This is a genomic window from Methanospirillum hungatei (assembly GCF_019263745.1).
In the GTDB taxonomy this organism is placed as follows: Archaea; Halobacteriota; Methanomicrobia; order Methanomicrobiales; family Methanospirillaceae; genus Methanospirillum; species Methanospirillum purgamenti.
In genome coordinates this window covers 3,216,023-3,233,035 of record NZ_CP077107.1, presented here as the reverse complement: position 1 = coordinate 3,233,035, position 17,013 = coordinate 3,216,023, and the positions used below count along the sequence as shown (strand labels likewise).

Genomic DNA, 17,013 nt, shown 5'->3' with positions numbered 1-17,013 from the left:
CGCAACAGATAATATACCTGATGATAGAAGAACAAAAAAGTGTACTCTCATATGACATGGTCGAACATTAATTTTCTCCCAAAACACAAACTCAACCTTTATCATATTCTGATGAAATTCTTGTAATATGGATCAGTCCGAAGAATCTCTTCATTCAGACACGGCATGTTCACTCTTATCTGATCCTTCTCTCTATATTAACCGGGAGTTATCATGGATTCGGTTCAATAGTCACGTCCTGGATGAGGCAAAGGATCCTTCTCACCCACTTCTTGAACGAATTAAATTTCTTGCAATTTTCTCTAATAATCTTGATGAGTTCTTTATGGTGAGAGTTTCAGGGCTCCATCATCAGCTGGCAGAAGGTGTCATAAAGCTCCCACCCGATGGGCTGACAACGATGGAACAACTGGAACGGATAAACAAAGATCTCATCCCATTACTTGATGAACAAACCCGGGTATGGATTGAAGAGATTGTTCCTGAACTTGCAAAATCAGGAATTATTATACATAAACGGGAGTCTCTGGATGAAAAACAACGAAAACGACTTCGGAAATATTTTTACCGGGATATTTTTCCAGTTCTGACCCCCCTTGCATTTGATAAATCCCACCCCTTTCCCTTTATCTCAAACCTTGCCTTAAATCTCGCAGTTATCCTAAAAAGACCCGGAAGTTCGGATGAACTATTTGCTCGGATAAAAATACCTAATAAACTATTTCCACGGCTTATCGAGATCCCTGTTGATCCAGAGAATAATCACCTTAGGGAAAACCAGGAGTTTATATTTCTTGAAGATCTGATTGCTGATAACCTGGATCTTCTCTTTCCTGGAATGGAAATTGTCGCAGCATACCCTTTCCGGGTTACAAGGGATGCCGACATTGAAATCGAAGAGGATGAAGCTGATGATCTCTTAAGCGCTGTGGAGCAGTCTATTAGTAAACGTTGGATCGGAACTCCGGTAAGGATTGAAATTGATAACAACATGATCCCGGCCATCGTTGATATGATGGGTGCAAAACTTGCAAAATACCCCCATATGTTTTACCAGGTGAAAGGTCCGATGGGGATGGCTGATCTCTTTTGCCTATTAAACCTCGATCGACCTGATTTGAAGGATTATCCATTCCTTCCATCAGTCCCGGAATGGTTAGAACGGGATCCGGATATCTTTCATGCCATAAAACAACGTGACATCATTCTTTTTCACCCGTATGAGAGTTTTCAGCCGGTTATTGAATTTTTACAAAAAGCGGCACATGATCCAGATGTCCTGGCAATAAAAATGACTCTGTACCGGACAGGGACAAACTCTCCAATTGTTCAGGCTCTTCTTGATGCACGGGAACATGGAAAAGCTGTCTCTGTTCTGGTTGAACTCAAAGCACGATTTGATGAAGAGAATAATATCGGATGGGCCCGGGCACTTGAGCGGGCAGGAGCACATGTCGTATTTGGAATTATGGGTCTTAAAGTCCATGCAAAACTTTGCCTTGTTGTCAGAAAAGAAAAAACAGGTATTGTCCGGTATGTTCACATGAGCTCTGGGAATTATAACGCAGCAACAGCAAAAATATATACAGATATAGGCATTTTTACTGCAAATGAAGAGATTTCATCAGATGTATCTCACCTGTTTAATGTATTGACCGGATATTCACAGTATAATTCATATAACCATCTGCTTGTTGCTCCTGGTGGAATTAAAAAAGGGATTATTTCCTTAATTGATCAGGAAATTGCAAGGCAGAAAACGCATGGTGACGGGAAACTTATCTTTAAACTCAATGCATTACAAGACTCTGGTGTTATTCGTGCTTTGTATCGTGCATCACAGGAAGGAGTAACCATCCATCTGCAAGTCCGGGGAATCTGTTGTCTTCGGCCAAGTCTTAAAGGAATATCAGAGAATATTACCGTTACAACAATTGTTGGAAGATTTCTTGAGCACACCAGGATCTATTATTTCCATAATGGTGGTGACCCTGTTATCCTTATGGGAAGTTCTGATCTCATGCCACGAAATTTAAAACGACGTATAGAGATACTCTTTCCAATTCTGGATACCGGTATTCGGGATGAGATTATTCATACTATACTGCCAAACCATTTACATGATACAATAAAGACTAGAATATTACTCCCCGATGGATCATATTCACGGGTTTGCCGGGATCAGAACGAACCAGTTCAAGCACAGGAATGGTTGATAGAAAACAGGGGACTATGGAATAAAAACCATCAAAATACTGAGGCTACGAACCAAAAAGACATCCTAATCCCACGGGTGAATAACGTATGAACCGAAGAATTCTGTGATATCCATGAGTTATGAAAAAATTGAAAAGAAATTACCTGAAGAAATTCTGGCATATATCGACGAAGAGTCAATGGTACTAGGGATAACAAGGCAGGAAGCAATCGGACGGCTGATCCAGTCAGTTCATGTTATGAAAAGTGAGACTGAAACCGAACGACTAAGAATAGATCTGAAAGCTCAAAATAGAGAACTTACGATAAAAGATGAAGAGATCTCATTTCTTCGAACAGAACTTCATGCATTACACACTGGTCTCTCAAAACTAGCAGAAAATCTGACGGCTCGGAATAATCATTCAGAGGAGCATGAAATACAGATTTCTATAATGAGAGAGAATATAACTACAATTTCAGATGCAATAAAAAATATTCAAGTCAAAATCGATAAAACTCCAGACAGACCATTTGAGCAACACATTCCCCTGATCATAATTGGTATCCTGGCTGGTCTTTTAGTATTATACCTTATTATCTCAAAAATTGGATAAAATATATGAAATATATACCTTTATCAAGGAAGATGCTCAAGAGACAATAAGACAAAATAAGCACCAATAGAATTCATTTCCTTAAAACTGGCTGAATCCCCCCAAACATAATTATGACACTAACTATACCTTCAGGGTCAGAATTATCTTTTAAAAGAAGCCTGATGGCTTTATTCATTATCATAATACTCATTTCGCTCATATCGATCACTGCAATTTATTATTCAGAGACATCAAAACAGATTGATGACCGTTTTTATAAAGATTTGAACCAGACCGAATTTTTCTTAAAAGGTGCATCAGACCGGATAACGAAGGGACAGATGCTCTGGGAATCAACATATAATAAACCTCTGAGGACAGTATCAGATCTTGTTATTAAAGAGTATGAATCTCATTCCAGGGATCCTTCACAGATCGACCTACATTATATCATTAATCAGACCGATCCAGACTATCGTAACAGGATTGATATTCTGATAATTAATAGTTCAGGAGTAGTGGAATATAGTTCTAATTTGAATGATCTGTACCTAGACTTTCGTAAATGGGTCTCTTTTAATAAGACCATTACAGATATACGGATGAATGATAGTTTTCGTCTTGACAGGGTAGTCAGAGGCTTTGATACAAATAAACCCTGGAGAATATTTGCATATCAACCGACACCAGACCACAGGTTCCTGGTAGAAATTGCATATAATATTTTTAATGATTACCAGACTGAACGGAACGAACTATCATTAAATGCTCTGGTGAACCAGGTGATGAACCAGGACTCACGGGTTTTGGAATTGGACCTTATCGGGAGTACAGGAATGATTATGAGCGAGGTTGATGAGATTCCAATCCCTGCTCATCCTGACGTTGCCAATATTTCCATGGAATTGTATGCAATCCATGGTTCCAGAGATATCTATGATGATGAAAACCAGACCCTTACCAGATATTTTTTTATTGAAAGTGGAGACAGAACAAGTCCTGCTTCTGAATATATCGATTATATTGCTAGAATGGTTTTTAAAACCAGCGAATATCACAAAGAAAAGGGATACCTGTTATCATTGACAATTTCATTACTCCTCATTTCGATATTATTATCTTCTTTGTTGGCATTTCTTTTTTCACGATTTTTATTTAGCCCCATAGAGTCATTACTTGAAGATCTTGATGTAATTGCTGAGGGAGATCTGGACCATCACATACGACCATCAAGACATCAGGAACTCAACCGGATTGCTCAGACAACATCTTCAATGATAGATTCAATTCGGAGAAACATCAGTTCTTTAGCAACATCAGAAAAGCGGTATTATTCTTTGTTTTCGAATGCATCAGATGCAATCATTCTCTGGGATGGGGAAAAAATCATCCATGCTAATCCAGCGGCTTATACAATGTTTGGATGGGATACACAAAAAGAAAGTCTTGAATATTTACTCAACTGCTCCAGCCTGATAACCTCATTGGTAGGCAGTACTCATGAGAACGATAAAGAATGGGAGCAAAGCACAAATATTTCCAGGAAAGGAAAATTAATTGTAAATATTCGGAAAGTCCCACTCATTCTCGATGATGTATCCCTCGATCTTCTTCAAATACGCGACATCACCGAAGAGAAGCGGATGCATGATGAAATCCATCAACTTGCGGACATAGTCAGAAATACCCGTGCAGGCATTATCGCCGGACCAATTGAAAGACCAGATACAGTTAATGACGCATATGTATCAATGCATGGATTTTCTTCTGAAGAGGCTTTGGAAAACGGATTTTTTGGACCAGTTCATTCAGATAGTCAGGGAGACATTCCCGTATGGATTCGGATGGCTTCAGATACTGGTCATTCTACCGGAGAAGCGATTCGAGTCAGAAAGGACGGAACTCAATTTCCAGCACTCCACGATTTAACCATCATTACAAATTCACATGGAGAAAAATACCTTATTCTTAACATCCAGGATATTACATACCAACTTCAACTCTGGAAGCTGACGCTTGAAAAGGAATCACTATCAGATTCATTACGCCTTCTCAATAGTATTCTGGCACACCTTCCGGATCCGACTTTTGTTATTGACACAAGAGGCAGGATACTTGCATGGAACCGGGCAATGGAAGATTACTCTCAAACCCCCATGCAGGAGTTGATGACAGGAGAAAAGACCTATTCATGTGCAGTATATAAAAACCAACGCCCTATCCTGATTGACAAAATATTAGATTCTGCCCTTGATATCTCAAAATATTATAGTAACGTAAAATATGAAAACGGAGTCATATCTGCAGAACTTGAACATATTACGTCGACAGGAGTGAATCGGCATGAATGGGCAGTTGCTGGGCCATTGTATGATAGTAAAGGAAATCTGGTTGGTGCAATAGAAACAATAAGAGACATTACAGATCTGAAGTTCGCCTTAAAGAAGCAATCAGAACTGAATAATAAATTAATGCTTCTTTCTTCTCTGACCAGACATGATATCAGAAACAAAGTTACCATCATCGATGGGTTCAGATTTTTTGCAGAAACTGAAACAAATGATCCAAAAGTAACCGAAATATTATCACATCAGAAAAAAGCGGTAGCAGATATTGGGAAATTAATCGACTTCAGCAAAACATATGAAGAAATTGGTATACATGAACCTTCGTGGCATAATGTCCGGCAATTATTTGATTGGGCAGTACGGCAGGTTGCAATTGAACTCAACTATTCCTGTGACATTCCACCTCTTGAGTTGTACTCAGATGCTCTTATTAAACAGGTATTTTATAACCTTGTTGAGAACTCAACCAGACATGGAGTAAACGTAACTTGTATTCGTCTTTCATTTGAATCAAATGCTGAGGAGGGTCTCTTACAGTATGAAGATAATGGAGGAGGAATTCCTGATGATGATAAAGATAAAATATTCTTAAGAGGGTATGGGAAAAATACTGGTCTCGGTCTTTTTTTGATAAAAGAGGTTCTTGCCATTACTGATATTAGCATTTCTGAAGAGGGTACATATGGGACAGGTGTCAGGTTTGTTTTCCATATACCACATAATCGATATCGAGTTGGAGATACAGGAAAGGGAGAATCATGAAGGACGAGGCGAGTAAGATGGACCTACAATCATTTCCGTCCGAACAGATATATCGGCGGTTACAGGCTGTGGAAGCGAGATGGTAGATCTTGTTTCACGCTGCCCCTGATCCAATTATTATCGGTGATGAAGATGGAGTGTTGGTGTGTAATCCCCGGTTTGAAGAAATCACCGGACTCTCTTCAGAACAGATCATAGGAATTCCCATATCCTCTCTTCCTAGGTGTAATACTAATTCGGATAATTGCGAATCCCTGGTGTATCACTGGTATCACCCAAAAAGGGAAGGAAAACGGTTCACCTGGGAGTTCACAAACGTTCTTGGGAACCAAATTTTTCTTGATATGCAGATCAAATTCGTGGAGATTGAAGACAATATGCTCCGGTTTTGTATCGGACGGGATATTACCTGGGAGACCAGACTGCTACAGGATCAGAAGATCGCAATTTCACAGATTGATAAAAATATTGCTCAGTTAGCTGCTTTGAATGATGAGATACGAAATCCCCTCACTCTGATATCAATGAGTGCAGGTATTGAAGAAGGACCATACCAACAACGCATTCTAGAAGGTGTTCGGTTGATCAACCGTATTGTAGACCGGTTGGACCAGGGATTTACAGAATCTGAAAAAGTAAGGAGATTTTTGAGGCGAACCATGGATGAATTTATGCCTGAAATTGATGAACAGGATATCACGTAGTCCCATGCGCCTGGAAGAGTTTATCACCCCTTTATTTCCACTGGAGACACCAAATTTTTTGCTAATATCCCGATTATAACGCCTGGGTAAGAAACCACATACCAAATATAACTAAAAGAAGTCCGCATCCAAGTAAGATTCCCCGATATATTCTATTGTCAATTACTGTTTTACTCCGGTGAATACCAACAGAGACAAGAGTAAACCAGGCAAGATCCGCTGACCAGTGCCCACCAATAAATGCAAGTAAACCTGCAATTCCTTGAGAAAATGAACTGAATAACAGGGCACTCCCTACAGAAAACCACCAGATCCAAAAGTAGGGATTTGAGATGCTGGTAATGAGTCCGGCAAGAACAGGGCCTGCATTTTTTCCTTCACAGTTACCAGATAACAGGGTTGCATTTCGGGCACCAAGAAGAGTCATCCCACCAAAAATTACAAGGGCAACCCCTCCGATTCCAGCAATTACCGGGCGATAAGTATCTGATACGGTTGTGACTCCTGCCACTATAAGCAAAACAATTCCCATTTCTGCAATAATGTGCCCAACCGTAACCCGTGGCCCCCCGGTCCAGCCGATACGAAGGGCTGAATGAATGGTTGCCACCAGTGTTGGTCCGGGAGCGAGAGCACCGGTCAGACCGATGATAAATCCCATGAGAGCAAGTTCGGGGATCGTCATGTATCCATACATGTATGTGTCTGATACGATGAACACTATACCCAATGTTGAAGATCTCTACAGATGGTGCATCACGGGGAAATCCAGGAGCTGCTGCCTGTTCGTATATAATCAAAGATGAAAATGGAACTTTGATTGAATCATATGTTGAATTTTTAGGAGAGACGACAAACAATGTTGCGGAGTATACAGCCATAATCAGAGCCCTTACCAAAGCACACTTGTATTCAGATCCGTACCTGACAATTTACTCGGATAGTCAGCTTGCAATAAGGCAAATAACCGGTTTATACAAAATTCATAAACCTCATCTACAAAATCTTTATAATGAGGTGAAAAAACTGTCCGCTCAATACCAACACGTATCATGGGAACATGTTCCAAGGACGAATCCGGACGTTGCACTTTGTGACCTATTATGCAATGAAGAGCTTGACCGTCACTGTATATAATTCCAATAAATTATAAAACTAAACCCTTCTGAATTATAATCTTTCACGAAGAGTTATGATACATGGTGGCATCGGATACCAGGCTCCTGGTGGTTGATGATGATCCCGGAATCCGGGATTATTTAACAAACCGGCTCTCAATGGAGGGATATACAGTCCATGACGCAGAAGATGTTGACAAAGCATTGAATGTTCTGCATGATACTCCGGACATGGATCTCATCCTCCTTGATGTCATTATGCCAGGTCAGTCAGGATTTGATCTGTTACGAATGCTCAAAGCTGATCCTCAATATAACCATATTCCAATCATTATGGTTACTGCCCTTGGTCTTGTTCAGGATAAGGAACTTGCATTCCGGCTTGGTGCAGGAGATTATCTGACAAAGCCGTTTGATACGAGAGAGATGCTCGCACGGATTAAAACCCACATTAGTTTGAAACAAAAGACCGACGAAATTACTTTAAGTAACCAGATCCTGACGACAATGCTTGCTACTGTACCGGGCATTGTCTATATGAAAGATGCAGAAAGAAAATTTTTGCATGTTAATCAGTTATTTGAAGAAATTTCCGGGAAAAAGGCCGCAGAGATCACTGGAAGATCAGATTATGACCTATTCAACCAAAGCCTTGCAGAATCGTTTAGCAGGTATGAAGATCTGATTTTTAAACATGGCATTCCTCACCTTGAAAACCTTGAAGAAATCAAAACCGCATCTGGTGATACAAGAAGTATTTTTTTCCGTCGTCAACCGGTGAAAGATTCGAAAGGTGTGATCTCTGGCCTTGTTGGTGTTGGTATAGATCTTACAGAGCAGGTAATACTGCGTAATATTCTATCAGATCGTGAGGCATTTCTCTCTACTCTTGTGAACACATTTCCTGCACGAATATGGGCAATAAACACGGACAATCTCTTTACCCAGCAAAACTCAGCCCATATTGAGCGGTGGGGAAATCTGATAGGAAAGTGTATTGATGATATTCCAACCGATGAAGGAGTAAAGGAGGATTGGAAAAACCGATGCAAAACCGCATTGACAGGTAAGAAATCCCTATCTTTATTGCCGGAAGAACCAGGCGTTAAGGGGTCAGCGTTCCTGTCATGGACACTTCCAATCAGCCAGAATGATGATATTATTGGTGTACTTGGAATCACCATGGAAATCCCAGATGGGATGATTCATGAGATTGTTGCTCTGGAAAAAGATAGAGGTGAATAGTCTGTTTCCAGATAGGAGGTTTTGAATGGTCCGCATTTTAGTGGTTGATGATACCAGGTTTATGAGGACTATTCTTGTGAATATTCTTACCGAAGATGGTTTTGAAATAGTAGGAGAAGCGGAGGATGGCCAACAGGCTGTCGAAATGTATCTTACAACGAAACCAGATCTGGTACTTATGGATATTATCATGCCAAAGATGGATGGAATGATGGCGTTAAAAACAATTCTGGGGATAAATCCGGAAGCTAAGGTTTTGATGGTTACTGCTATTCAATCTATTGAAATGGCAAAACTGGCATTTAAATGTGGTGCCGTAAGTTATATCATGAAACCATTTCAGAAACAGGGTATTCTTCAGGAGATCGAAAAGGTTCTTCTGTGAGACCTATACGTAATTATATTACCATGATGAATCTACTATAGTGCACTGCTCATGATTTAGATACATGCTTTCATGGCATACACTAAGTCAGAACACCATAAGTAATTTATAGTTGATGTAAATATTCCCCATTCATTAGAAGGTTTACATGTAACTATTATTTCGAATTACAATCGCTGTACTGCCCTTATTGGAGATGTGGTATTCTGGATATAGAAAATTCCCCCCCGATATCCGTGCTTTTTGTTGACGACGAGCCAAGCATGTGTGAAATTGCACGCATCTACCTTGAAGAACGGCTCGGAGGATGCATCATTACTCCGGTTACCGATGGCGAAACAGCTATCCAACTAATCGAATCTCATTCCTTTGATGCAATAATTGCAGATTATGAAATGCCAGGCCTTGATGGGCTGGAACTGCTCAGGAGAGTTCGAAATAATAATGACATGACTCCTTTTCTCGTTTGTACCGGAAAAAGCAGGCATGAGGTAGTGATTGAAGCACTAAACGCTGGTGCTGACTTTTATTTGCAAAAAGGAGAAGATCCTTATGTATTATTTACCGAGATGAAGCAGCTGATTGTCCAGGCAGTGACGAGAAGGCGATCAGAAAAAGCTCTTGCAAAGTCCAGAAATTTTCTTGAAGAAATCATTGATTTTCTCCCAGATGCTACTCTTTCAGTTGATTCAACACAAAAAATCATCGCATGGAACAGGGTAATGGAGGAACTCACCGGGATACCATCAAAAGACATCCTGTTCCAAAAAAGAAACAGTGTAATTAACCGATTCAAATCACCAGGAGCTTTATCACTGATTGAACGGGTTCTTTTTCTCGGAGAACAGGCCTCTTATATTTCTGGTGATTCAGATGAAGATACCAGAACAATAACTGAAGAGTATCATAGTTTTTTCGGAGAGGGAAATGATAATGACAGATATTTCAGGATAACAGTTTCTCCGATACTATCAGCAGATATGGAAAGAATCGGATTTATTGGCTCTGTCCGGGATATCACCCTTCAAAAACGTTCAGAATATGCATTAATTGAAAGCAGGGAAAATTTCAGGGCCTTGGTTGAGAATAATACAGATATTGTAATGAGGTTTGACCTTGAAGGTCGGCATAGATACGTCAATCCTGCAATTTTGCCATATATTCCTTTTGATCCAGAATACCTGATTGGGAAAAGATATTCTGACATCATCCCTTATTTAAAAGATGGTAAAAAATGGGATAATCTGATCCATGAGGTTATTATATCTGCAAATCCTGTAGAGATGAATATATCATTTCAATCCGTGAAAGGTCTGGTTACTTTTAATTGGCGCTTGTTCCCTGAACTGGACATGGAAGGGAGAGTAAGATCAGTTCTGTCAATTTCCCGTGACATTACATTTCAGCTTGCATTTGAGAAAGAAAAGGAAGCATTATTATCACAAATTGAACGTAATCTTGGAGAATTTGCCATCCTGAATGATGGGATCAGAAATCCACTTGCAGTAATTACCGGATGGTTGTCAATGATGGATTCTATACAAGGAAAAGAACGGGACACACTCATGCAACAAATCCGGGAAATTGACCAGATGATCACCCAACTGGATAGACGATGGGTAGAGTCTGAAAAAGTGCTGGGATTCCTGCGACGGCATTATGACATCCAAAACAGGTTCCTTCCAGACCAAAAATAGAACATGTGCGGTAGGTTTTGTATAGCTGCATCACCCGGAGAGTTGTCAGAACGTTATAGGGTTCAAATTCCTGATACATATATTCCACGATACAATTTGGCTCCTGCAGAACCAATGTTGTTTATTTCGAAGGGAGATGACAGCCCCTTAGCGGAAATGGGAACATTCGGTTTTATGAACGGATTAAAAACCCGAATTATCAATGCAAGATCAGAAACCGTTCTCGAAAAACCACTCTTCAGGAAAATCAATGAAACTGGAAGATGCCTTATTCCTGTATCCGGATATTATGAATGGCACCATATATCTGGGCAGAAAATTCCATATTATTTCTTTCTGCCATCTTATCCTATCCTGACATTTGCCGGCCTTATGAGAGATACCGGAGATGTGAAAGAGGTAGTAATTCTGACAACCGCTTCAGAAGGAAAAGTGAAAATCATTCATCCCCGGATGCCCTTTATTATCCCGAAAGAAGCTGAAAATGACTATCTTGCCGGATGTGATCCAGAAAAAATTTGCAAAATCCCTCCATCCGATCTTTTGATACATCGGGTGTCTGAAAAGATCAGTACTCCAGGAATAGATGGTCCGGATCTTATTCGTCCGATATCAAATCACATCTCCAACCAGACTACTCTTTTTTAATTCCTACTAAGATAAAAATTTAATTATCGTTTTTATGAATGACCCTGGGATCTTCATTCTCCAAATGAACCGGAAGAGTGAGAGTAAATGTAGTACCACAATCAGGTCCTTTACTTGAGACCGTGATCGTCCCATTATGTTTTTGGACTATTTTTTTACATATCGCCAGTCCAAGTCCAGTGGATGTTTTATCATGGCGAGATCTGTCTGATTTATAAAATTCTTCAAAAATACTCTGCTCTTCACCAGGTAACAGACCAATTCCTGTATCACTAACAGTAAGTGTCATAATATTATGAGAAATATCAGCTTTTATTAGGATAGTTCCACAAGATGGTTTTGAAAATTTTATGGCATTTGAAATAAGATTGTCAATGAGTTCCTGGATAAGAATCTGATCCCCCCTGATTATGCAATTATCAGGGATGTGAACAGTCACTGTAATCCCGGCATTTCGAATTGATATGCGGTTGATATCAAGGACTGTTCTGGTAGTATCTGCAATGTTTACATTTTCATTTTCCGGGATATAATCCAAAGAATTCAATTTTGCAAGTTTCAATGATTTTGAGCCAATGTTCTGAATATGCCTCGCGTTTCTTTCAATGATCTGTAAAATCATATCATGTTCTTCGCCAGATATCTCATAGAGACGAGGCAATAATCCTAGAATTGGAGTGAGAGGCGTTCTTAGATCATGGCCGAGTTGCATGATAAAATCGTTTTTCTGTTCTAATAACCGAAATACCTCTTTTGTCCGTTCATGAACGATACTATCAAGATTTTTATTTATCCGAAATAATTCATCCCTGACAACCTCTAACTCATGAGTTCTCTTTTCTAGTTCCAAAGTATAACTTCTGATCTTCTGTTCATTCTCTTTCCGTTCAGAAATATCAGTTACAATTCCAAATGATCCGATATATTTCCCATCATCTGATAAAGAAGGGGATGCAGAGATTTCTGTAAAGATGAGATTATTTTTACTTGTAAGCAGAGAAATTTCATATCGTTCCGATATGCCATGATGACGATTACTCATTTTTGTATCAAATAAATCATAGTTTGAGGGATGAATGATGTCCCGGGCATGTTTACCAATGATTTCATCTGGAGTCGTCTCTAGTATCTCAGCCATACGGGAATTGACAAAAGTTGTGATCTCGTTTTTATCAACGATCCATATTCCTTCATTTAATCGTTCTACCAGGGTCTGGTATCCTTCCTTGCTCTCCCTGAGATATTGCTCTTTCTCCTGAAGATTTGTGATGAGATCGTTAAGATGAGTAATTAATAGATTCAGACTGGCCTCTAACTGAGTAAACTCAGCGCTTCCAGAATATGAGACACGATGACATAAATCTCCATGGGCTATTCGGTTAATGTCATCAATTATTTTTCTCATCGGGCGTGTAATGTGATTTGCCAGAAAATATGCAATGAAAATTCCGAGCAATATTGCAATAAAAGAAACCAGAACATGATATAATTTTAGTGAGTTCAGGTGAGCTTCTCTCACTGATGTGTCATATTCAATTCTTGCAACAAGGTCAAGCATATTTCCAGAAACGGTGCTTTCATCAGAAATTTCAATAAACTTGTAATAAACCTCTGAATTATTTACAGGATCTGATATCCATGTCCGGTTACCTCTTTCGAAAGATCCCTTAACAAAATTGATAACTTCTGAATTGGGTAGAGTTCTCTTCCCGTCACTACTCCAGAGGATCCTGTTCATTGAATCATATAATGTCAATGAGCGGATATGTGGTGTATCATTGACAAAAGTTCTCATCACCTGAGCATATGAGAAATTCTTTCTAGCAGCGTCATAATCCCCTATGAGATAGGAAATTTCAAAGAGGTACTGATGATCTGGAGTAGGCTGATACGCAAATTTTCGCGAATTTTTTGCAGAGCTGAATCCATAAACTGCACGATCTGCTTCAAATACTGATCCGTTCCGAATATTAGAGATGTCTTCATACACGGCAGGCCAGATTTTAAAATCAAGTCCCAGATCACCCGGATAGGTGGTATCAATGACAATACCAGAACTGTTAATAATATAAAAGTCCGCAATATTTCGTAATGATGGGTTTAATTGCAATTTTAAATGGGTCAGGTTCATCAGTGATGGATCATTACCAGACTGGTTATATGCTTCAATAAAATATCCAAACTGTTCCTTCATCGAAGCATCAAAGGTATGGTCAAATAATAAAAGTCCCAGGTTTATAAGTTTTAGAGAATTTTCAAGATATTGTTCATTGTGGCGGACATCATTATCCCATTCATGCATCAAATGCTGATATGTCTGATCAAGAATCAAAACAGATATTATCCCGGTTACAAGAATGAATATCGTTGTAAGGACCACCATTACCAGGACCGGCAGAGAAATATGTAGACCTGAATCAGTCCCTGGTTTCATTGTGGTTCCTAAAAAAATACTTTAAAAAGATGAGATCATTCTTTTCTTTTAGCAAAGAATGCCTTTGATGCTTTACAACGGGGGCAGACCCAGGAGTCTGGAATCTTTTCAAAAGGGGTCCCAGCTGGAACTCCATGCTCAGGATCACCAAACCGATCATCATACAAATATCCACATTTCGTACAAACCCATGAAGCCATAAATGAATTTCTGCCTGAATAGATAAAAGGATCGTGATCTGATATTATCAAGCCAGATAAAACTAATTTCTTTTTTATTTAGTGGTTATCAATATGATAGGTAATGGGATTACTTTCACCCTGCACGTGATACATTTAAATACCTAACTAATATACGTTATGGATCAGGAGTAAAAGGTCCTGAATTTACCATATGGGTAATGTTTTTTCATATATATATGAAAACAGCCCTGTTCTGGAGAGTAATCATGTCAGAAAAATCAAATGTTTGTCAAAGTTGCGGCATGCCCCTTTTGAAAGGTGAAGATTTCGGAACTGAAGAAAATGGAAGTACATCTTCGATATATTGTTCTTATTGTTATCAACAGGGATCATTTACCGATAAAAATGCATCTTTTGAGGGAATAGCAGAACATGGTGCTCAGATCATGTCACAAATGTATGGCATGCCCATTGAAAAAGCCAGAACATTCGTGATTGATCAGATAAAAACTTTGTATCGGTGGAGTGGGCGTATTGCACCTTCTTGCCAAAGCTGTGGCATGGCAATATTTTCTGATACTGATGCTGGTACAGAACATGATGGCACTTTGAGCTCATTATATTGCACTTATTGTTATCAGAATGGAGAGTTTACCGAGCCAGACCTTACTCATGATACAATGATAAAAAAATATGCTCCAATCCTGGCAAACCAATTAGAGGTTCCATCTGATAAAGCAGAAGAGATGGTTAGAGTATTTACTTCTGGCCTATCAAGATGGAAAAAATGATTTTTATTTCTATCCCAATGTGACAACGAGCATTGCTTCTGCATCTACCAGGGATTCAGCTGGATCTCCATAGTAATAAGAAACGGTGTCACCCGCCACAAGAGTATATATATTCAAACCATCCGTTTTTGGAACTAAGTAGTCTTCCAAAAGATTTCCATTTACTTTTACAAACCAGATTTTTGTCGCAGTCCCAAAATATTCATTAATTCCATCAAGAATTAATATTCCGCCTTTATGCATCCCGCGATCATCAATACTTATGTTTTTAATGAGGCCTTCTTTTAAAAGAAGATGGAGAAGACCGATGGGTGTATTAACCGGGATTTCATAGTCCATTCCAGAATTAACCGTGATATTCACGGTACCCTCTGGGAGTGCATATACACCAGAGTAAAGCATTCGGTCAGGCTTTTGAGAGGATTTCGTGGGTTGTGGAGTTGTTGTGTTCTCTCCGGTCACATTTGGTTCGATTAACGTGTTTATTGGTTCACTATTTGTAGTATTGGATACCGTGAGATTGGCTGTGGGGGTTCCATTCGGAACCGGAGTCGGAACTGCAGTTACTTCTACAGTGGGAGCAACCGTTGGTGCCAGAGTCGGAACTGCAGTTATTTCTACAGTGGGAGCAATCGTTGGTGCCAGAGTCGGAACTGCAGTTATTTCTACAGTGGGAGCAATCGTTGGTGCCAGAGTCGGAACTGCAGTTACTTCTACAGTGGGAGCGACCGTTGGTGCTGGAGTTGGAACTGCAGTTACTTCTACAGTGGGAGCGACCGTTGGTGCTGGAGTTGGAACTGCAGTCACTACTACAGTGGGAGCGACCGTTGGTGCTGGAGTTGAAACTGCAGTCACTACTACAGTGGGAGCGACCGTTGGTGCTGGAGTTGGAACTGCAGTCACTACTACAGTGGGAGCGACCGTTGGTGCTGGAGTTGGAACTGCAGTCACTTCTGCGGTAGGAGCGACAGTTGGTGCCGGAGTCGGAACTACAGTCACTTCTGCGGTAGGAGCAACCGTTGGTGCCGGAGTCGGAACTGCAGTCACTTCTGCGGTAGGAGCGACAGTTGGTGCCGGAGTCAGAACTGCAGCCACTTCTACGGTAGGAACAACGGTTGGAACCGGAGTCGGAACTGCAGTCACTTCTACGGTAGGAGCAACCGTTGGTGCCGGAGTCGGAACTGCAGTCATTGCCGGAACAGAAACCGGAACTTGAGAAATAACATACTGACCCATTACTGCGGATGGTGATAATAATTGCATGACACCGGTTTTACTCCCCACCTGCACCCAAATGAAAGCCTTTGCAGAGCTGGATGGCAATGTTGGGTCTCCATATGCGAACAGGACATCATCACCATCTTTTAATAAGCAGGTGTTCAGTCCTTCACGCTTTGGGAGTAAATACTCTCTTAACTGAATACCATTTACCAAAACATACCAGGCATCCTGATCAGAAACACTGAATGAATTAATCCCATCAAGAGTAAATATCCCCCTTTTATCAAGCAATTCGTCTCCAATATGATATTCTGCAATCATACCAGTTCCTGCAAGAGCCTGAATGATCCCAAGTGGACTCATAGCTGGAACTGGATATAAGACACCTGAGTCTGATCTGATCGAGACATTCCCATCCCCATAGGGGATTTGGCCGGAAAAAATCACTATCTGGTTCTGAACTGGTTGTATCGATGTTCCTGCACCAGAACATACGGGAAATATTATGCAAATTAACAAAATTACCAGGAAAATATGCTTATGTGATCTTGATATACCCCATATCTTCATCTACTTCCCATCTCCTCTGACGTTAACCACATTGGCTGTAAGAATGGTAGTCGGCAGAATATTTAAGCGATTTGGACCGAGAATACTTTTTCAGAGAAAATATCTAAAAATAG

General features: G+C 40.0%; 14 protein-coding genes. 10 read left to right on the top strand and 4 right to left on the bottom strand.

Annotated elements, in window-relative coordinates; all coding sequences use genetic code 11:
* The first annotated feature begins 127 nt into the window (after positions 1-127).
* From ppk1 to KSK55_RS15660, 4 genes are all read left to right on the top strand, one after another.
* Positions 128-2,308 carry a polyphosphate kinase 1 gene (gene ppk1, locus KSK55_RS15675; protein ID WP_218607608.1) on the top strand — a complete coding sequence of 727 codons (2,181 nt, stop codon included), beginning with the start codon at positions 128-130 and terminating at the stop codon, positions 2,306-2,308.
* Positions 2,309-2,330: 22 nt separating this feature from the next.
* A complete protein-coding gene (locus tag KSK55_RS15670; RefSeq protein WP_214421106.1) occupies positions 2,331-2,813 on the top strand; it encodes a hypothetical protein in 483 nt (160 codons plus the stop codon).
* 164 nt (positions 2,814-2,977) lie between these two features.
* The gene (locus tag KSK55_RS15665; RefSeq protein WP_218607606.1) at positions 2,978-5,905 is read left to right on the top strand and encodes a PAS domain S-box protein; all 2,928 of its coding nucleotides are present in this window, start codon (positions 2,978-2,980) and stop codon (positions 5,903-5,905) included.
* Between the two features lie 89 nt (positions 5,906-5,994).
* Positions 5,995-6,609 carry a PAS domain-containing protein gene (locus KSK55_RS15660; RefSeq protein WP_218607605.1) on the top strand — a complete coding sequence of 205 codons (615 nt, stop codon included), beginning with the start codon at positions 5,995-5,997 and terminating at the stop codon, positions 6,607-6,609.
* A gap of 73 nt (positions 6,610-6,682) precedes the next feature.
* Here the strand turns inward: KSK55_RS15660 and KSK55_RS15655 are convergent, their stop codons facing one another.
* A complete protein-coding gene (locus KSK55_RS15655; RefSeq protein WP_256664057.1) occupies positions 6,683-7,306 on the bottom strand; it encodes a LysE family transporter in 624 nt (207 codons plus the stop codon).
* Between the two features lie 32 nt (positions 7,307-7,338).
* Between KSK55_RS15655 and KSK55_RS15650 the strand changes: the two genes are divergently transcribed.
* From KSK55_RS15650 to KSK55_RS15630, 5 genes are all read left to right on the top strand, one after another.
* Positions 7,339-7,746: a ribonuclease HI family protein gene (locus KSK55_RS15650; protein WP_218607603.1), complete on the top strand. Its 408-nt coding sequence runs from the start codon at positions 7,339-7,341 to the stop codon at positions 7,744-7,746.
* 62 nt (positions 7,747-7,808) lie between these two features.
* Positions 7,809-8,972, top strand: a complete 1,164-nt coding sequence (locus KSK55_RS15645) for a response regulator (RefSeq protein WP_218607602.1) — start codon at positions 7,809-7,811, stop codon at positions 8,970-8,972.
* A 25-nt stretch (positions 8,973-8,997) separates the two neighbouring features.
* Positions 8,998-9,357 carry a response regulator gene (locus tag KSK55_RS15640; protein ID WP_218607600.1) on the top strand — a complete coding sequence of 120 codons (360 nt, stop codon included), beginning with the start codon at positions 8,998-9,000 and terminating at the stop codon, positions 9,355-9,357.
* A gap of 236 nt (positions 9,358-9,593) precedes the next feature.
* The gene (locus KSK55_RS15635; protein ID WP_218607599.1) at positions 9,594-11,054 is read left to right on the top strand and encodes a response regulator; all 1,461 of its coding nucleotides are present in this window, start codon (positions 9,594-9,596) and stop codon (positions 11,052-11,054) included.
* 42 nt (positions 11,055-11,096) lie between these two features.
* A complete protein-coding gene (locus tag KSK55_RS15630) occupies positions 11,097-11,702 on the top strand; it encodes an SOS response-associated peptidase (protein ID WP_214421098.1) in 606 nt (201 codons plus the stop codon).
* Positions 11,703-11,721: 19 nt separating this feature from the next.
* On the opposite strand, the gene KSK55_RS15625 is transcribed toward KSK55_RS15630, so the two are convergent.
* Positions 11,722-14,136, bottom strand: coding sequence for an ATP-binding protein (locus KSK55_RS15625; protein WP_218607597.1), 2,415 nt, complete (start codon positions 14,134-14,136; stop codon positions 11,722-11,724).
* Between the two features lie 35 nt (positions 14,137-14,171).
* The gene (locus tag KSK55_RS15620; protein WP_218607595.1) at positions 14,172-14,336 is read right to left on the bottom strand and encodes a rubredoxin; all 165 of its coding nucleotides are present in this window, start codon (positions 14,334-14,336) and stop codon (positions 14,172-14,174) included.
* Positions 14,337-14,584: 248 nt separating this feature from the next.
* Between KSK55_RS15620 and KSK55_RS15615 the strand changes: the two genes are divergently transcribed.
* Positions 14,585-15,109 carry a zinc ribbon domain-containing protein gene (locus KSK55_RS15615; RefSeq protein ID WP_218607593.1) on the top strand — a complete coding sequence of 175 codons (525 nt, stop codon included), beginning with the start codon at positions 14,585-14,587 and terminating at the stop codon, positions 15,107-15,109.
* A gap of 9 nt (positions 15,110-15,118) precedes the next feature.
* Here the strand turns inward: KSK55_RS15615 and KSK55_RS15610 are convergent, their stop codons facing one another.
* Positions 15,119-16,900, bottom strand: coding sequence for a hypothetical protein (locus KSK55_RS15610; protein WP_218607592.1), 1,782 nt, complete (start codon positions 16,898-16,900; stop codon positions 15,119-15,121).
* Between the last annotated feature and the right edge of the window lie 113 nt (positions 16,901-17,013).

Excerpts from the sequence above, each read along its gene's own strand:
- KSK55_RS15625 (WP_218607597.1), bottom strand. The coding sequence starts at position 14,136 with ATGAAACCAGGGACTGATTCAGGTCTACATATTTCTCTGCCGGTCCTG.
- KSK55_RS15650 (WP_218607603.1), top strand. The coding sequence starts at position 7,339 with ATGTTGAAGATCTCTACAGATGGTGCATCACGGGGAAATCCAGGAGCT.
- KSK55_RS15665 (WP_218607606.1), top strand. The coding sequence starts at position 2,978 with ATGGCTTTATTCATTATCATAATACTCATTTCGCTCATATCGATCACT.
- KSK55_RS15670 (WP_214421106.1), top strand. The coding sequence starts at position 2,331 with ATGAGTTATGAAAAAATTGAAAAGAAATTACCTGAAGAAATTCTGGCA.
- KSK55_RS15655 (WP_256664057.1), bottom strand. The coding sequence starts at position 7,306 with ATGTATGGATACATGACGATCCCCGAACTTGCTCTCATGGGATTTATC.
- KSK55_RS15640 (WP_218607600.1), top strand. The coding sequence starts at position 8,998 with ATGGTCCGCATTTTAGTGGTTGATGATACCAGGTTTATGAGGACTATT.
- KSK55_RS15610 (WP_218607592.1), bottom strand. The coding sequence starts at position 16,900 with ATGAAGATATGGGGTATATCAAGATCACATAAGCATATTTTCCTGGTA.
- KSK55_RS15615 (WP_218607593.1), top strand. The coding sequence starts at position 14,585 with ATGTCAGAAAAATCAAATGTTTGTCAAAGTTGCGGCATGCCCCTTTTG.
- KSK55_RS15620 (WP_218607595.1), bottom strand. The coding sequence starts at position 14,336 with ATGGCTTCATGGGTTTGTACGAAATGTGGATATTTGTATGATGATCGG.
- KSK55_RS15645 (WP_218607602.1), top strand. The coding sequence starts at position 7,809 with ATGGTGGCATCGGATACCAGGCTCCTGGTGGTTGATGATGATCCCGGA.
- ppk1 (WP_218607608.1), top strand. The coding sequence starts at position 128 with ATGGATCAGTCCGAAGAATCTCTTCATTCAGACACGGCATGTTCACTC.